The organism is uncultured Paraglaciecola sp. (genome assembly GCF_943787955.1).
In the GTDB taxonomy this organism is placed as follows: Bacteria; Pseudomonadota; Gammaproteobacteria; order Enterobacterales; family Alteromonadaceae; genus Paraglaciecola.
In genome coordinates, this window is record NZ_CALSOK010000025.1 from 33,907 (window position 1) to 52,239 (window position 18,333).

The following is an 18,333-nucleotide window of genomic DNA, read 5'->3' on the forward strand; positions in this document are numbered from 1 at the left end:
CTAGTACGTTCTTGCTTTTGGTGGGAAGGCTTCACGCAATGTTGGTGACATATTCACTTCACGTTTCATCATTGATTTTGTTTCAGGTAAGTAAACAGAATGACACAACCAATTTTTGTCATCTCTATCGGGGAAATCAAAACGACTATGAGCTCCACGACTTTCCGTTCTAAAATTAGAGGCGACAGCTGTGGTGTAAGCCGTTTCCATCAAGTTATCTAATTCAAGGCACTCGATACGCATAGTGTTGAAATCGCTACTCTTGTCATCTAAGCGTGCATTGTCTAATCTTTCACGGATATCGCCAAGCTCTTTCAAGCCTGATGCCATTGAATCACCTTCGCGAAATACTGAGAAGTTTAATTGCATGCATTGCTGCAAATCTTTCTTGATTTGAACAGGATCTTCGCCTTTACCTACCTCTGAGTTTTCCCAACGGTTAAAGCGCACCATTGCCGCATCAACATCATCATTTGACGCTTCACGGGCATCGATGCCGTCAATTGCTTTACCAAGATGCAATCCGGTTGCACGACCAAATACCACTAAATCTAATAATGAATTGCCACCAAGTCTGTTGGCACCGTGAACAGATACGCAAGCAATTTCGCCACAAGCAAATAAGCCTTTAATAGGTGAGGTTACACCGTTTGCATCCATACCGAGTGCTTGCCCATCTACATTGGTGGGTATACCACCCATCATGTAGTGACAGGTTGGGATCACCGGGATGGGCTCTTTAATTGGATCGACATGAGCGAAAGTACGAGATAATTCTAAGATACCAGGCAAACGAGACTCAAGTACATCTTTGCCCAAGTGATCGAGCTTCAACTTACAATGTGGACCTTGTGGACCATCAAAGCCGCGACCTTCACGAATTTCTGTCATCATTGAGCGAGCCACTACGTCACGGCCAGCTAAATCTTTAGCATTGGGTGCGTAACGCTCCATAAAACGTTCACCGTCTTTATTAAGAAGATATCCACCTTCGCCACGACATCCTTCAGTGACCAAGGTACCTGCTCCTGCAATACCTGTTGGGTGAAACTGCCACATTTCCATATCTTGCATAGGCACGCCCGCACGAAGTGCCATACCTAAACCGTCACCAGTATTAATATGTGCATTAGTGGTCGAAGCATAAATACGCCCTGCACCACCTGTTGCCAGTACTACCGCTTTAGACTTGAAATAAACCACTTCACCAGATTCGATATCAATGGCAGTACATCCAACCACATCACCGTCTTGGTTTTTGACTAAGTCAAGCGCATACCACTCGCTGAAAATTTTGGTCTTGTTTTTAACATTTTGTTGGTAAAGCAAATGTAACAATGCGTGACCTGTTCTGTCTGCTGCGGCCGCAGTACGAGCGCCTTGCTCACCACCGAAGTTTTGAGATTGGCCACCAAAAGGACGTTGATAAATTTTACCATTTTCAAAGCGAGAAAAAGGCAGTCCCATATTTTCCATTTCAATAATGGCTTCTGGACCTGTTTTACACATGTACTCGATTGCATCTTGGTCACCGATATAATCAGAGCCCTTGACCGTATCGTACATATGCCATTCCCAGTTATCTTCATGGGCATTACCCAGAGCAACCGTTATTCCACCCTGAGCCGATACTGTATGTGAACGTGTAGGAAAAACTTTCGATAAAAGGGCACACGACTTGCCCGATTCGGTAATTTGTAGAGCTGCGCGCATACCCGCGCCACCAGCACCGATGACAACTGCATCAAATTCATGAACAGGAAGACTCATTTACACACCCCACAAAACGAATAAACCAACTACCACATAAATAGAGGCTGTCAGGTTGATAATAAATTGAATAAACGCACGCAAACCTGGTGCTTTAACATAATCGGTTAAGACCTGCCACATACCAATGCGGATGTGAAACATAATCGAAACCAATGTAATAAACGTGAAGACTTTCATCGCTAGACCAGAGAACAATTCGTTCCATACTGCATAAGTGATGTCTGGAGTAGCGATAAAATACCACCCCATAAACAAAGAAAATGCAGTCATAATCAAAGCGGTAGCACGAGTAGTGACGTAATCTTGTACACCGTTACGTTTTAAACTTGCTTGACCCGTTACCATAATACAACTCCTACTAAGATTGTTAAGATGATCCATGCGGCTATAATCGCTTTAGCGCTTATATCACCGGATTGTAGTTCTTCCCAATAACCCATATCCATTATCATGTGACGCACACCGCCTAACACATGGTACGTCAAGGCAGAAATGGTGCCTATGGCAACAAACTTACCTAGAGGACCAGCCATTTGTTCTTGAACGAGAGCATAACCCTCAGGTGATGATACAGACATAGCCCAAGCCCAGATCACAAACATCATTGCAAAAAACAATGCAACGCCTGTAATACGATGAAGAATGGAGGTAATAGCTGCAGGAGGAAAACTAATAGTATTGAGTTGTAGGTTAACTGGTCTTTGTTTTTTCACGTTTATCACTCTTATATACCCGTAGGCAATTAAAACATTTCGGCTTATAACATTTCACATGTCAAATTTTGCTGAAATTCAATTTCTTTTCCCTAAGTTGTTACTACTTTGTTAAAGAAAAGTTAAGTATGAATAATCTTTCCTATATCATATGTAATGTGCCCGCGAAGTATATCCAGCCATTCAAATAAATACAATTATTGTTCCTTATTTAGAGTTATAAGTATTAAGTGTGGTTATCTTCGATAATTGCAGGTTGATGTATAGCTATACGAAACATAACCAAGCTATTCCAAAATTTTATTTGCATTGGAGGAGCCAAAAAGGTGAAGATTAGCGTATACAATAATTGATATTTATTGAGCGGAAATGCATTAAAATTGACATCATAAGTCAATTTAAGTTCCAATAGCCGCAATTTCCCCCCCAGTAAACAGCAAATAGGCTGTTTATCGAACACAAAACGATTCTGAGGAGAACAGTGTATGGCAGATAACAAAGCCATTTTAAAAGCGGGTGACAAAGAAATCGAACTTCCGATTTTGTCAGGCACTGCAGGCTACGATGTAATAGACATACGGTCTCTAGGTGCTAATGGGTATTTCACCTATGACCCCGGATTTATGGCAACTGGCTCATGTGAATCATCGATTACTTACATTGATGGTGCCAAAGGTATTCTGTTACACAGAGGTTATTCCATTGAAGAATTAGCCCGAGATTCAGATTATATTGAAGTGGTTTACATGCTCTTGCATGATAAAACCCCTACTTCTGAAGAATACAAAGAATTTAAAGACATCATGACCCGCCACACTTTAGTTCATGACCAATTACATAACTTTTTTAGAGGATTTAGAAGGGACGCCCATCCTATGGCCATGTTATGTGGCACTGTGGGTGCTATGGCATCTTTTTACCATGATGATTTGGACATTAACGATCCTGAGCAAAGATTACGTAGCGCGTATCGTTTAGTCGCTAAAATGCCTACTTTGGTAGCCATGTGTTACAAATACAACATTGGCCAGCCATTTGTTCATCCTAAAAACTCATTGAGCTATGCAGAAAACTTCTTAAATATGATGTTCTCTGTACCTGCTGAAGACTACAAAATTAGCCCTGCAGTGGCTAAGGCAGTTGATAGAATATTTATATTGCATGCTGACCACGAACAAAATGCATCAACCTCTACGGTGCGTTTGGCTGGCTCTTCAGGTGCTAACCCTTATGCTTGTATTGCTGCGGGTGTTGCCTCTTTATGGGGACCCGCTCACGGTGGTGCCAACGAAGCTTGTTTAAACATGCTTGAAGAAATAGGCACAGTTGATCGTATTCCTGAGTTTATTGCTAGGGCTAAAGATAAGGCTGACCCATTCCGCTTAATGGGCTTTGGTCACCGAGTTTATAAAAACTTCGATCCACGTGCCACTGTGATGCGTGAAAGTTGCCATGAAGTACTCGCTGAGCTTAATATCGATGATCCATTACTGAATGTAGCAATGGAGCTTGAACGTATTGCTTTGAGTGACCCCTACTTCGCAGAGAAAAAACTGTTCCCGAATGTAGATTTCTACTCGGGTATTGTCTTAAAAGCGATTGGTATTCCAACCAATATGTTTACCTGTATTTTTGCCTTGGCACGTACAGTTGGATGGGCATCACATTGGCATGAAATGTTAAGCCAACCAGGACAAAAAATTGGTCGTCCTCGCCAGTTGTATACGGGTGAAGCTCAACGTTCATATAATAAAATAGATAAATAATATTTTATTTATTTTTAAAAAAGCGAACTTAAATGTTCGCTTTTTTTTGCATAAAATAAAAGCCTGCTTCTGTGCAGGCTCCATATTGATTTACTTATCAATAAACCACACTTGATTATTTTTGATGGGTATTTGTGGTTATAACAATCACAACATTAAGAACTGATAATGTCTCATATAGGAAAATTAAAAGGGTCGTGGTCAACTTAAAGTCTGCGATATTTCACTCTAAGGCTTTGCCAGATGTTGTTTTACCTTTTCATCAAGTTCATCTTGCCAGACAGGGGGCATTTCTGTTTTAATTTTTAATAACAACTGCTGTGCTAGCTTTTTGTTGTTCTTATCACTCAACGCGATAAAGGCGGCTTTTGCCCAAAGATAACTCTTCGCCAGCCATTCACTTTGCGGTTGCTCGGCTTGCGTAAATTGCTGCCAATATAACGCTGCGGTGGTCAAATAGGCCTTTGATATCTCCTTGCGGCGGCCATTTCATAAAAATACAAGGCCTGCTTTGGGTCGCGATCCATGCCAATGCCCTGTGCATAAAATTGTGCCAGCAAATAAGCAGACTCTGCGGACTTTGCGGTTGCTGCTTGATGCAGCCAATTAAAAGCCTGCTGATAATCTTACTTAAGGTAAGTCCCATTAAAATACCACTTGCTGTATCACCACACATATATTGATATTCACGGTAAAATGAATACTACGTATGAAACATCAATCCACAAGTATCTAAAACCGCATTGACTTTCTTATCAACGTTGAGCACACAGAATAATCATGAGTTCTTTAGGCAATCACAGTCAAAACATGCCCAAAGGTATCGCTTAGAGATTGATTGATTGATTGATTGATGATTGATGATTGATATGAAAGAGTGGATTGTACTGGCTGATGTATTCAAGAGAATAAAACAGGCCATATAGCGCAACATCACAGTACTATTCTAGAGCAACTAGGTATCAATACTGAGCAATGACTCACCACAGAGTTTGAACAAGACTTTGGGCAGTAAACATATGCTGCAGCCATTCAAACAACACATAGACCAACGACGACTACCCAGTATGGCCAGAGCCATTATTCTACTAAAACACGCCTTGATAGTCTCACCCAATAAAAAGAAATATTCTTCTTCTCAATCTAGGTGTGTAAGGCTTCTACCCACCTAATAAATAAGTTGACTTTAATAATCACGGAAAATGAAAATACAAACAACCGTGTATTGTTTAGTTGATAAATTTAATCACCAAATGCTTTGCATGATCCCCATTTTCAACTATCTTTATGGTTTTTTTATTATTTGTGAAAGATGCCTCAGTCTCTGCGCCATCAATTTGAACTGAGCCTAGTCTGCAAGTTCTTTTTCAATTTCATCGATTAAACTTTTAAGCATGATTTTTATCTGTGTTAAATCATGGCTCTTGGTTTTAATACTGGTTTCAAGTTTGGCTGCTTTTTGGCCTACTGTTTTAAAACCAAACAATTGGGCCGCACCGCACAGGCTATGTGCTTGTTTGGCGAGCTGCCCCAGATCGTTATTCTCGCCGTGTAAAATAAATTGCTGGCGCTCTGTGACTAGACTGTTTTTAAACTCAACAACTAGATCTGACATATCCACCTTACCCAGAGCCTTATCGACCTGCAGCTCTACCTCGTCGTCATCGCCAGCGAAGTATTTTGTCAAAGTGGCGATCAAGTGCTGTCTGTCCAGAGGTTTTTGAAGGTAGCCATCAAACCCTAAGCGCTTATAGTGTTCGACTTCATTAGCCATGGCATTGGCGGTGAGGGCAATAATAGGACAAGTACAACCCTGAGCACGCAATGATTGATAGGTCTGGATCCCATCCAAATTGGGCATTTGAATATCCAGTAAGACAAGGTCTGGCAAATGCTTCTTATAGGATTCAAGCGCCTCAAAGCCATCATTAGCGGTAAAAACACTCAGCCCTAACTTGGTGAGTAATCTGTTGATGATACGACGGTTTTCAGGGTGATCCTCTGCCAATAGGACGTTGCCCCTGAACACCTGTTCAGAGGATAAAACATCATTATTAGGTTGTTTCTGAACAGGCTCAGCCTCAGCAGAAATATCACTAAAAGGCAATATAAAGGTAAAGACACTGCCCTGACCCAATTTACTTTTTACCGTTATTTTCCCTCCCATCAATAACGCCAACTGATGAGAAATATACAACCCCAAACCGGAGCCACCGAATCGCCGCTTAATATTGTTATCCCCTTGCGTAAAGCTAGTGAATATCTGCTGTTGTTGACTCTCGCTGATACCAATACCACTGTCTTCCAGGGTAAAAATCAACTTATTTTTTAAAGTACAAACATGAAGAGAGACATGGCCTTTGAAAGTGAACTTAAGGGCATTAGAACACAGATTAATCAATATTTGCTTTAGGCGTAGGCCATCCACATTGACGATAAAAGGTACAGACAAGTCATCATCTAGGGTAAAAGACAACCCTTTGACTTTGGCTTGCAAATCAAACATCGTATTAATATTTCTAAGCAACTCATGCAAGTCTTGTGGCACCAACTCCAGTTCAAACCTATTTTCTTCGATTTGAGTCAAATCCAGTATGTCGTCAAGTAAGGCCAATAGATACAGGCTACTGTCATGAATAATGGCCACTTCTTTATAAATTACTTCAGGCGCGACTTCCCGGCAGATAATGGCTTCAGCCTGACCGATTACTGTGGTCAGTGGGGTACGTATCTCGTGACTCATTTTAGCTAAAAACTGAGTCTTTATTTTATTCGCCTCAGCTAACTTACTCGACTCCAATGCGATGGACGCAGTTTTTTCAGCGATTTGTCTTTCGACCTTAATCACTGAACGTTTGTGTCGCTGAAGATAATAATTAATCCCCAGCAGTACTGAGCACAGATAAACAAGATACATCCACCACTGCTGCCACCAGGCGGTTGCGATATAAATGTTGATGGCTAATTCGTTCTCATACCAAAGGTCTTTTTTAGCGGCTGCTCGTACTTGAAAGGTATAATCGCCACCCGCTAAATTGGTGTAGGTCGCGCTATTATTATTGCCATTTTCTATCCAGTATTGATCAAACCCATCCAATTTATAGCTATACTGAATTTTGTGTGCGTGCATTAAGTCCATTGTTGCAAAGTCAAATTTCAGGTTGTTTTGCTGATGTGTAAGCCTGATACCAGCATTTTGTGCAGTAGCTATATTGTCATCTCGCTCAGAGCCCAATACTTCAAAATTTGTGAGGTGAATGTCTTCGGTTAAGGCAGGTTCTGAAATGTGCTGAGGGGTAAAATAATAAATTCCCTTTCTAGTAGGTAAATATATAGTGTCATCTTTAATACTGGCGGTCGGAAATAAAAAATACCGAGCGTTTGGCAGTCCATCCCGTTTGTTAAAATGCTGCAGGTCGCCATTATTGGGATTAAATTTACTGATGCTAACCGGAGTAACTAACCATAAAAAGCCCCTTGTATCTTCATGAATAAAGTGAATCTGTCGGTTGTCGTCGCCAGAAAAATAGCGATTATAGGGTTCATAAGCGGTTAAATTTTCATTGAGTAAATACAACCCTTGACTGGTTCCTACCCATAGGCGTTCTTGACTGTCTTGAAAGATGGAGTGGATGACAGTATCTTCTTCAACACCTTCATTATCGGTTGCAGAGATGAAGGGCAGCAACGTTTTGGTATCTGTAATCTTATGGGTTGTTAAGCCCATATTCGTGCCAATCCACATTCGCTTATCTGGTGCCAGATACAATACAAATGGTATCATTTTGCTTGATGGGGGAGGGCTTTGTGTATCTATGGGAAAATGCTCAAATCTCCCATCCAAATTTTGGATAATAAATATACCATTGTCTGTGGCCAGCCAAATATTGTCCTGCTCATCTTTTTCGATATCCTTAATATCGGTAAATAAAGCCGGCTCATCTGCCTTCGGATATACCTGCTCTCTGAAACCTGCTGTGTCTAATTTAAATACACTACTTTGATCGCCATACCAAATGTTTCCTTCAGAAGTTTGGATCATATACAAGGAACCAGGCTGGGTGTGACTGTCTGACTTTATATCGAGTCTTGTCAATTCGTCGGTAGCAGGGCGCCATTTTTGAATACCATGCTGGGTAGTGGACACTAAAACACTGTCATCATCTGCCAATAGAAGAGCCGCAGCTCCATGTATTTTGGGGGTTTCATAAACGTTAAAGGTGTTTATTTTGCTTATTTTATACACCCCTACTCCCTCACAGCTCAACCAAATAGTACTCTGGCGGTCTTGAAACAATGTTTGACTGCAACTATCATCAAATCCTAAATTCACTTTTTTTAAGGTCAAGTCATCCGTCGAAAATGAAAATACGCCCCTGTCACTGCTCAGCCAATACTCGTTAAAATCTGTTTTAATCATTGAATACACGAGACCTACACTGAGGTTGTCAGCCACCTTTAAAGGAGTAAATATGTGATTTTTAGTGTCAAATAATAACACCCCATCACGGGTACCTAAGAACAGGGTGTGGTTCTCATCAACACTAATCTGGCGAACCGTGTTAAATTTTGAATTAAGGTTATCTGCTGCAGGAATAAAATGAGACCATGTACTTGATGATTTTTCAAGTAGCTGCAAACCATAACCAGTGCCAACCCACAGATGATTGGCACTGGCTTCGGCAATATCCCATATACGAAGTACATGTTTATTTATGGCTGAAAATTTATCATGTTCGTTCAAGGGAATTGACTTTAAGTCTTGTGATTTAGGATTAAATTTATAGAGTCCCTTGTTACGGGACCCTAACCAAATGTCCCCTTGTTGGTCCTCAATTAGGCTTTGTACCCTATTATCATATAGATGTGCGCCGGGAGTTTTGTTGACTAAAAACTGTGTGAATTGTTGGCTTTGTTGGTTATAGCGTAGTAGGCCGCCGCCCCAGCTGCCAATCAAAAGATTATTATCTTTATCAACAGCAAGGTTACCCGCATTATTATGGCCCAGAGAATTGGGTTTGCTGGGTTCATGTTGATATCTAACAATGTTTTTACCGTCGTAACGCATTATGCCGTCATATCCGGTGCCAAACCAAAGAAAACCCTGTTTGCCTTGAACAATCGAAAAAATAACGGACGTGGCAAAGCCATCGTTCTCATTTAGCAGTTCAAATTTATACTCGGAGGCAGCTACCTTGTACATATTTAAGCAAAATATGACGGGTAGCCAACCAACATATTTAGTAACACATCTTCTCAAAAAATATCCTTACTCACGTAAACAAATTAGCGCGACTTTGAGGTAATACAATTAAACATATCATACAAAACTTAACATAACATAATTTTTAAGCTGGCTTAAAATTGATGTATGAGTGAAGGTAACACGCTCGCACTCGTCAGCTAGGTCTCGCAACCTTTTATGTCGCAGCGCAATTTTTTTGGATAGTAAAATTGAGACGCTCAAAACTTTTAATTACATCGCAACATGTGCATAAGGTGTGATTCAGCACCAATCAATAATTAAGTCACGGATATCCTGATGTCACGCCAAAGCGACTAACCGAAAGTTAATCGCTCGATTGACTCGCAGACTAGCTTCTAGCAAACAATATAGTGCTGTATGACACTTTTTTTGAGGCATAAAAAAAGACGCTTTCGCGTCTTTTTTTTTTAAAGCTTAAGTCGATTAACGACGAAGGCCTAAACGTTTGATAAGATCTTGATAACGCTGACCGTTTTTGCCTTTAAGGTAATCAAGTAACTTACGACGTTGGCTAACCATGCGAAGTAGTCCACGACGTGAGTGGTGATCTTTCTTATGATCCGCAAAGTGACCTTGTAATTTGTTGATGTTGTGGGTTAATAAAGCAACTTGTACTTCAGGTGAGCCTGTATCGCCTTCTTTAACTGCGAACTCAGCAAGTATGGTTGCCGTTTGTTCTGTAGTTAGTGACATAATTTTCTCCAATAAATAAGAGTTGAAAGATACAACCCGCCAATCACTAATTCAGCGAGTCAAAAAAGAGCGCGTATTATAGCGACCTTAAACATAATAACAAGCTTAACATCCCCATTATATAAGTATTGATTACATATACGTTTTTTAAACATACACTACTGAACGTTTAGGTGCGATTTTACCGTCAGGATCAATAAAACCCACACCCAAAAACAATCCACTGTCCTTGCTATATGCGCGTATCAAAGAATCTTCTGGGTAGTCAGTTGTGCCTACAAAATTGACAGGGTTTCCATTTCTAAAAAAACCTTCCGCAATTGGGTCTAGTTCAGCTGAATCAAGGGTTTTCACTGCTGAGTCCATAGGCATTAGCAATTGATCCATGGCTGTAAATGTTTGATCATCTAATACATCTGCTTCGCTATCTATCTCGTCTCTGAGCGCTTGCAAAGACGCCATCGTCAGCATTTTATCCGCAGGATAATCCGTCACTTGCGTTCTGTGAAGCTTACTCACATAGGCCCCACAGCCTAATACCTGACCAATATCATCAACCAAAGAACGAATGTAAGTACCTTTACTACTATGTACTGTCATATCCACTTCATCCGCTGCAAACCTGTCAATGGATAAACTAAAAATAGTAATATCTCGCGCTTCTCTAGGAATATCAATGCCTTGACGGGCATAAAAATATAGCGGTTTACCTTGATGTTTGAGCGCTGAAAACATCGAAGGCACTTGTTTTATGGGCCCTTTAAACTGTTCGCATGCAGCAAATAGTTGTGCTTGAGTCACATTAACGGGCAGTGTTTCCACCACTTCACCGTCTGCATCTGAAGTGGTGGTGCGCACTCCAAGCTTAGCGGTGACTTGATACGTTTTGTCCGTATCCAATAAAAACTGCGAGAACTTAGTCGCTTCACCTAAGCAAATGGGCAACATGCCTGTCGCTAGGGGATCTAAAGCACCAGTATGTCCTGCCTTTGCTGCGTTAAACATACGTTTAACTTGTTGCAATGCATGATTAGACGACAGGCCTAAGCCTTTATTCAACAGTATGATGCCATTAACGGCACGACCTTTTCTTGTTCTTGCCATAACGATTACTTTTGCTCGTTTGTTGTTTCATCGTCTAAGGAGCGGCCTGCCAATTTAGCCCGAGCTTCATCTTTATTTAACGTGTCACTTACCAAGTTAGCAATACGTATACCTTCAGCCAATGAACCATCACGAACAAATTTCACAGCGGGTACAGCGCGCATCCGCATACGGCTTGCCAATAATGTGCGGATAAAACCTTTGTTATCTTCAAGAATAGTCAGATAATTTTTGACTTGTTCTTCATCATTTTCAAAAAACGTCACGTAAATTTTAGCATGGGCTAAATCTCGTGATACTTCCACACCCGACACAGTTACCATGCCAAGGCGAGGATCACGATTTTTAAACTCATTCTGTAGAATACTGGCGATTTCTTTGTGAATTTGTTGACCGACTCTGTCGGTTCGTGAAAATTCTCTAGCCATATTAATTTCTCCTGATACCTACTGTATCTTTTCACAAACAAAACGGAGGCCGTAGCCTCCGTTTATTCTTATTATCTAAAAGCGGCTTAAACCTAAACCAAAGTTACAGTTCGCGCTTTACTTCGACAGTTTCAAATACTTCGATTTGGTCACCTACTTTCACATCATTGTAGTTTTTTACGCCAATACCACATTCCACCCCATTACGGACTTCTTGCGCATCGTCTTTAAAACGTCTCAATGACTCAAGCTCACCCTCATAAATGACGATGTTGTCGCGTAAGACACGGATAGGACTGCTACGTTTAACAATACCTTCTGTGACCATACACCCAGCGATTGCACCAATTTTAGGGGATTTAAATACATCACGTACTTCAGCTAAACCAATTATCTCTTGTCTAAACTCAGGTGCCAACATACCGCTCATGGCCTGTTTCACTTCATCAATCAATTGATAAATAATGCTGTAATAACGTAAGTCAATCTCTTCAGTATCGATTACTTTGCGAGCAGAGGCGTCAGCACGCACGTTAAAACCAACAACAATGGCGCCAGAAGCTGCAGCTAAACTTGCGTCAGTCTCGGTAATTCCACCTACGCCACTTCCAACAATATTCACTTTTACTTCATCCGTCGACAGCTTAGTCAAAGATTCAGATATGGCCTGGACAGAGCCTTGAACATCAGCTTTCAGTACAACATTTAATTCGCTAACATCACCGGCTTCCATGTTGGCAAACATGTTTTCTAGTTTGGCTTTTTGTTGTTTAGCTAACTTTAGTTCACGTTGTTTAGTGTGACGTTTAGACGCGACTTCACGAGCTTTACGTTCGTCTTGAACAACAATCGCATTTTCACCCGCAATAGGCACACCTGACAAACCCAGTATTTCTACCGGTGTTGATGGACCAGCCACTTTTACATCTTTACCATTTTCATCACGCATAGCACGAATTCGTCCGTATTCCTCACCACACAACATAATATCACCAGCACGAAGCTCACCTTCTTGAATAAGCACAGATGCAACAGGACCACGGCCTTTATCTAATCGTGATTCAATAACAATACCTTTTGCAGGGCCAGAAGGTACGGCTTGTAAATCGAGTACTTCGGCTTGAAGACTGATGGCTTCTAATAGTTCATCCACCCCTTGGCCTGTTTTAGCAGAGACGTAAACAAACTGGTGTTCACCGCCCCACTCTTCTGATATCACTTCAACTTGCGATAATTCAGTTTTAACCCTGTCAAGATCTGCAGACTCTTTATCTACTTTATTAACGGCTACAATTAATGGTACGCCTGCCGCTTTTGCATGCTGAACCGCTTCTTTTGTTTGTGGCATAACACCATCATCAGCAGCCACAACCAAAATGACAATATCCGTCGCAACTGCACCACGAGCTCGCATAGCGGTAAACGCTGCGTGCCCTGGCGTATCTAAAAAGGCGATACGACCGTTAGAGGTTTCAACACTATAAGCACCGATATGTTGAGTAATCCCCCCCGCTTCGCTATCGGCTACCTTCGCGGCGCGAATGTAATCAAGCAGTGACGTTTTACCGTGGTCAACATGGCCCATAATAGTTACAACAGGCGCACGACTAGACTTTTCGCCACCAGAGGCGTCAGCAATCAGCTCATCTTCAAGTGCGTTATCGTTAACCAACTCATATTTATGACCCATTTCTTCAACCACTAACACAGCAGTTTCCTGGTCAAGTACGTGGTTGATAGTAACCATCTCACCCATTTTCATTAGGGCTTTGATCACTTCGGTGGCTTTAATAGCGAGTTTGCTACCTAGTTCACTTACTGTGATGGTTTCGCCAATACGAACAACACGCTCGACAGGTTGAGCAGGTTTATTAAAAGCATGTTTTAAATCTGAACCGGCATTTTTCTTAGATTTTTTACGTCTACGGCCGCCAAGTTCAGTTTTGATGTCATCGGCATCTTCGGCTTCTTGCGCATAGCGGTTTGAATGCACATGCACTTCTTCTTTTTCTTGTTTCTTACGTCGCTCTTCTTCTTCTTTCCAGCGACGGGAATTTTCTTCAGCCAGCTTTTTAGCTTCTTCTGCTGCGTTTTTCGCATCTAATTCAAGTTTACGTTGAATTTCTTCATCTTGAGCCTTGCGAAGTTTTTCAGCCTCGATACGCATTCGTTCTTGTTCTGCTTTTTCTTCTGGACTTAAGGCTGACTCTTCAGCAGCACGCACTTCTTTGGCTTTCTCAGCACGAGCGATACGTTCTGCATCTGACTTGGCTTTGGCTTCAGCCGCTTTTTGTGCTTTTTCTTGCGCAGCGTTTTTAGCTTTCACAGCGGCTTGTTGCTCTGCTTCTAGCTTAACTTGCTGTTCTTCGGCTAAACGTTTCGCTTCATCTTCAGCTATTTTAGCTTCTTCGACATCAGAACGTTTCACGTAAGTTCGCTTCTTACGCACTTCAACTGTCACCCCTTTAGACTTACCCACACTCAATGTACTGGTTGTCTTGCGTTGTAACGTCATGCGTTTAGGTGCTTCAGAGCCTGAACCGCCGTGTTGTTTGCTTAAGAAATCTAATAATGTGCGTTTTTCGTCTTCTGTTACATCATCACTAGCTACTTTATCAATGCCTGCACTTTTAAATTGCTGAACCAAACGGTCAACGGTCGTACCTATATCGGTGGCAAGTTTTTCTATGGATACTTCTGCCATATGGGAATTCCTCCTGTTGACCTATTCTTCGTTAAACCAAACGATATTACGGGCGGCCATGATTAACTCACCGGCTTTCGTATCGCTTAATTCTTCAATATCTGAAATCTCATCAGTACCTTGTTCTGCAAGGCCTTCAAGATCTGTTATGCCGCGACTTGCTAAAGTATAGGCAACGTGTCTGTCCATACCTTCAAGGTTTAACAGCTCTTCTTTAGGCTCTGCAGCTTCAAGGGTTTCTTCTGTAGCCAATGCACGAGTCGTTAAGGTTGCACGAGCACGATTACGTAACTCTTCAACCATCTCTTCCTCTAAACCCTCGATATCGAGCAGTTCATTGATAGGCACATAAGCTATTTCTTCAAGCGTCGTGAAACCTTCATCCACCAAAATAGAAGCAAAGTCTTCGTCTATATCTAAACCAGTGGTAAAAACGGTTAAGACCTTAGCGTTTTCTTCTTCATGCTTCGCATTTAGGTTTTCTACTGTCATTACGTTTAATTCCCAGCCTGTTAGTTGGCTGGCTAATCTGACATTTTGACCACTTCGTCCAATGGCTTGTGCTAAGTTGTCTGCTTCTACCGCTACATCCATTGAATGTGTGTCTTCATCTAAAACAATAGAAGCGACTCCTGCTGGTGCCATAGCATTGATAACAAATTGTGCTGGGTTATCATCCCAAAGTACGATGTCTACCCGCTCACCACTGAGTTCTCCTGACACGGCTTGGACACGAGAGCCACGCATTCCAACACATGCACCGACTGGATCTAAACGTTTATCGTTAGTTTTAACAGCAATTTTGGCTCTGGAGCCTGGGTCACGTGCCGCAGCCTTAATTTCTAAGGTTTCTTCGGCAATTTCTGGCACTTCAATGCGGAACAACTCAACCAACATATCTGGATGAGTACGACTAATAAATAATTGTGCGCCACGAGCCTCAGGACGAATAACATAAAGTAAACCACGTACTCTATCACCAGGGCGGAATGTTTCACGAGGAAGCATATCGTCACGGTAAATCACGCCTTCAGCATTATTACCTAAATCAATAATAACGTTATCACGATTGACTTTCTTAACTGTACCTGTGACTAATTCGCCAACTCGGTCTTCATATTCTGCGATGACCTGGTCGCGTTCTGCTTCACGGACTTTTTGAACGATAACTTGTTTAGCTGTTTGTGTAGTGATCCGGTCAAATGCGATAGACTCGATTTGATCTTCAACATACTCACCCAACTGTTTGTCTGGTTCGTCCATCTGAGCTGCAGATATTGACATTTCAGCCATAGGATTTTCTTGTTCGTGATCATCTGCAACCACTAGCCAACGCCGAAAGGTATCAAACCCTCCAGTTTCGCGGTCAATACTAACGCGTACTTCGATCTCGCCTTCATTCTTCTTTTTGGTGGCGCTAGCAATAGCAAACTCTAATGCCTCGAAGATTTTTTCTCTTGGAACCTGTTTTTCGTTTGAAACGGCTTCAGCCACTAACAGAATTTCTTTATTCATTGTTGCCTCACTGATTACTCTCTTACCACAGCCCTTGTCAGATCACATCTTAATCAAAAGATGGGACTAGATTACCTTTATCAATATTTGCAATAGCCAAAACATGAGTTTGGTTATCAATTTCTAATGTTAGATTACCTGTTTCGCAAGCCAACACTTTTCCTTTAAAATTACGTCTGTCACCCATAGGTAGTCTTAATTTAAGTGACACTACTTCACCCAAGCATTCAAGATAATGTGATTCTTTAAATAAGGGCCTATCCATACCAGGTGAAGACACCTCTAAGTTGTACTCTACGCTAATAGGATCTTCAACATCCAGCACTGCACTGGCTTGACGACTTACTTCTGCACAGTGTTCAACGCTAATACCATCGGGGTGATCAATAAAAACACGCAAGGTAGAGTGTTTACCAGCACGCAAGAATTCAACACCAACCATCTCAAAGCCTAATGCTTCAACAGGTGCCGTTAACATATCCGTTAGCTTTTGTTCGAGTTGCGACAAAGCTTTGCTCCAAAAACAAAAAAAGGGCCAAATGCCCAGAAAGAAAATCGAAATTTAAAAGACAAAAAACCCCGTACAAGCGGGGTTATCTGATTCTGGACCCTAGTCCACTATATTACTAAAACCCGGTTCAAAACCCAGCTTTAAAAGTGGTTGTGGAAACGCGATATTCATTGATTAAACAATGTAACGCAAAAACTTCCACAATATGAAGCGTTACTATCATCGTAAGACGAGGGAGTTCGCTTCTCAAGTGCGGAGCATTCTACCGAGGACAAAGGTGACTTGCAAGGCTCTGTAGAACTGAATGTCTAAAAAAATACAACTAACGAAATTATTAGCTTAATAATGTTTGATTTACCAACCAAGAGTTAGAAATTCAGATAGACGTGCAAACTACATGCAACTCAATAATTTGATTGTAGACGGTGTCTTCAAATACATATTGTATTTGCCAAAAGCATAGGACTTCATAATCTCAAATTTCATTACTGGTATTTTGGCAGTAAAACTCAATAAACCTGCATGCTGCACAATTGGCTGAGCACCTCACACATGTGTTTGTTGACATTTTTAAAACGATTTAAGTACTAAATTCACTGCAAAAAAAAACGAACCAATAATTAATATTGGTCCGTTTAAAATGTGGTTGCGGGAGCAGGATTTGAACCTACGACCTTCGGGTTATGAGCCCGACGAGCTACCAGACTGCTCCATCCCGCGTCCGGATGCATTGTTTAAGACAATGAAACTTTAAACCAAACTCTCTTTTCGAGAAGAACCATCAGGCTCTTAAAGAGAAATTGGAGCGACACACGAGGCTCGAACTCGTGACCTCAACCTTGGCAAGGTTGCGCTCTACCAGCTGAGCTAGTGTCGCATGATCAACGCTATAAAGCATTCAATCTAAATGTGGTTGCGGGAGCAGGATTTGAACCTACGACCTTCGGGTTATGAGCCCGACGAGCTACCAAACTGCTCCATCCCGCGCTTGAAACTGGTTTGTTTGGGGAAGTTTGTTTCCCCTCTCAAGTGGTGCGTATTATACATAGCCAACTTTAGCACGCAAGCAGATAATACAGATAAACCTTAAAAATACATTCAACCGCTTAAACTACATACGATATGTCGAATTAAGCAACGTCTTTAAAATTGACTTGTGTATTTGACTTGTATTTATGACATTAATTTATTTTATTTGTTTTATTCTTAATACAAAGGGATGCCTACTTAATTATGTTAAGCATCTCCATCTTCTCAGCCAATTTAAAATCTAATTCACTTATCCCACCTACATCATGCGTGGTAAGTTGCACCTCAACCTTATTATAAATATTACACCACTCAGGATGATGGTTGAGTTTTTCAGCCCATATAGCTATTTGTGACATCCACCCAAACGCTCGGATAAAACTTTTAAACTTGAAGGTTTTTATCAACTTCCCTTCAACCACTTGCCACTGTTGTTGAACGTCTAATGCTTGGTTTATATTTTTCAGCTGAATGTGAATTTGTGCTTGGGAATATTTTTCCATGGTCGTTTTCTCATCATGATATTTGCAGTAAAGAGTCCACTAATAATGTGCCATTATCCTATTGAATAAAAGTTTATAGCGACTAAGGATATACTAACAGCTGGAAAAAGTAGTTTACAAAAAAATCCCCGGTAATAGCCGGGGATTTTGTGTAAAGACCTTAGTTATGAATTAAAATTCAATCGCCAAGCGAGCATAGACTTGTCTGCCGCGTGGATCATGTACTTTAGAATCAAAACCACCATTAGTGTAAACTTGAGGTGGATCTTGATCTGTCAGATTCACACCACCAAAGGTTAAGATATAAGCGGCATCAGTTTCAAGTATG

General features: G+C 41.2%; 14 protein-coding genes and 3 tRNA genes. 1 reads left to right on the forward strand and 16 read right to left on the reverse strand.

Going from position 1 to position 18,333, the window contains the following annotated elements; all coding sequences use genetic code 11:
* The 3 genes from sdhA to sdhC are packed head-to-tail and all read right to left on the reverse strand — an operon-like array spanning nt 1 to nt 2,486.
* A complete protein-coding gene (gene sdhA / locus Q0Y52_RS19140) occupies nt 1-1,770 on the reverse strand; it encodes a succinate dehydrogenase flavoprotein subunit (protein WP_297824127.1) in 1,770 nt (589 codons plus the stop codon).
* Complete coding sequence (gene sdhD, locus Q0Y52_RS19145; protein ID WP_297824128.1) at nt 1,771-2,118, reverse strand: succinate dehydrogenase, hydrophobic membrane anchor protein; 348 nt, start codon at nt 2,116-2,118, stop codon at nt 1,771-1,773.
* Complete coding sequence (gene sdhC, locus Q0Y52_RS19150; protein WP_297824129.1) at nt 2,112-2,486, reverse strand: succinate dehydrogenase, cytochrome b556 subunit; 375 nt, start codon at nt 2,484-2,486, stop codon at nt 2,112-2,114. The genes sdhD and sdhC overlap by 7 nt, the downstream gene beginning before the upstream one ends.
* Nucleotides 2,487-2,971: 485 nt before the next feature.
* Between sdhC and Q0Y52_RS19155 the strand changes: the two genes are divergently transcribed.
* The gene (locus tag Q0Y52_RS19155) at nt 2,972-4,252 is read left to right on the forward strand and encodes a citrate synthase (protein ID WP_297824130.1); all 1,281 of its coding nucleotides are present in this window, start codon (nt 2,972-2,974) and stop codon (nt 4,250-4,252) included.
* A 228-nt stretch (nt 4,253-4,480) separates the two neighbouring features.
* Here Q0Y52_RS19155 and Q0Y52_RS19160 read toward each other — a convergent pair whose 3' ends face one another.
* From Q0Y52_RS19160 to Q0Y52_RS19215, 13 genes are all read right to left on the reverse strand, one after another.
* Entirely contained in the window at nt 4,481-4,708 is a 228-nt protein-coding gene (locus Q0Y52_RS19160; RefSeq protein ID WP_297824131.1) for a hypothetical protein, read from the reverse strand.
* Complete coding sequence (locus Q0Y52_RS19680; protein WP_366939319.1) at nt 4,705-4,854, reverse strand: SEL1-like repeat protein; 150 nt, start codon at nt 4,852-4,854, stop codon at nt 4,705-4,707. The genes Q0Y52_RS19160 and Q0Y52_RS19680 overlap by 4 nt, the downstream gene beginning before the upstream one ends.
* Nucleotides 4,855-5,600: 746 nt before the next feature.
* A complete protein-coding gene (locus tag Q0Y52_RS19165) occupies nt 5,601-9,512 on the reverse strand; it encodes a two-component regulator propeller domain-containing protein (protein ID WP_297824132.1) in 3,912 nt (1,303 codons plus the stop codon).
* Nucleotides 9,513-9,941: 429 nt separating this feature from the next.
* The gene (gene rpsO, locus Q0Y52_RS19170; RefSeq protein WP_297824133.1) at nt 9,942-10,211 is read right to left on the reverse strand and encodes a 30S ribosomal protein S15; all 270 of its coding nucleotides are present in this window, start codon (nt 10,209-10,211) and stop codon (nt 9,942-9,944) included.
* Nucleotides 10,212-10,358: 147 nt separating this feature from the next.
* Nucleotides 10,359-11,315, reverse strand: a complete 957-nt coding sequence (truB, locus tag Q0Y52_RS19175) for a tRNA pseudouridine(55) synthase TruB (RefSeq protein WP_297824134.1) — start codon at nt 11,313-11,315, stop codon at nt 10,359-10,361.
* A 5-nt stretch (nt 11,316-11,320) separates the two neighbouring features.
* Nucleotides 11,321-11,743 carry a 30S ribosome-binding factor RbfA gene (gene rbfA, locus Q0Y52_RS19180; protein WP_297824135.1) on the reverse strand — a complete coding sequence of 141 codons (423 nt, stop codon included), beginning with the start codon at nt 11,741-11,743 and terminating at the stop codon, nt 11,321-11,323.
* A 103-nt stretch (nt 11,744-11,846) separates the two neighbouring features.
* Complete coding sequence (infB, locus tag Q0Y52_RS19185; RefSeq protein ID WP_297824136.1) at nt 11,847-14,447, reverse strand: translation initiation factor IF-2; 2,601 nt, start codon at nt 14,445-14,447, stop codon at nt 11,847-11,849.
* Between the two features lie 21 nt (nt 14,448-14,468).
* Complete coding sequence (gene nusA, locus Q0Y52_RS19190; RefSeq protein WP_297824137.1) at nt 14,469-15,962, reverse strand: transcription termination factor NusA; 1,494 nt, start codon at nt 15,960-15,962, stop codon at nt 14,469-14,471.
* Nucleotides 15,963-16,011: 49 nt separating this feature from the next.
* Nucleotides 16,012-16,470, reverse strand: coding sequence for a ribosome maturation factor RimP (rimP, locus tag Q0Y52_RS19195; protein ID WP_297824139.1), 459 nt, complete (start codon nt 16,468-16,470; stop codon nt 16,012-16,014).
* Between the two features lie 646 nt (nt 16,471-17,116).
* Nucleotides 17,117-17,193: transfer RNA gene (locus Q0Y52_RS19200), tRNA-Met, on the reverse strand.
* 81 nt (nt 17,194-17,274) lie between these two features.
* A tRNA-Gly gene (locus Q0Y52_RS19205) sits at nt 17,275-17,350 on the reverse strand.
* 33 nt (nt 17,351-17,383) lie between these two features.
* Nucleotides 17,384-17,460: transfer RNA gene (locus Q0Y52_RS19210), tRNA-Met, on the reverse strand.
* Between the two features lie 236 nt (nt 17,461-17,696).
* Nucleotides 17,697-18,005, reverse strand: a complete 309-nt coding sequence (locus tag Q0Y52_RS19215) for a 4a-hydroxytetrahydrobiopterin dehydratase (protein WP_297824140.1) — start codon at nt 18,003-18,005, stop codon at nt 17,697-17,699.
* Between the last annotated feature and the right edge of the window lie 328 nt (nt 18,006-18,333).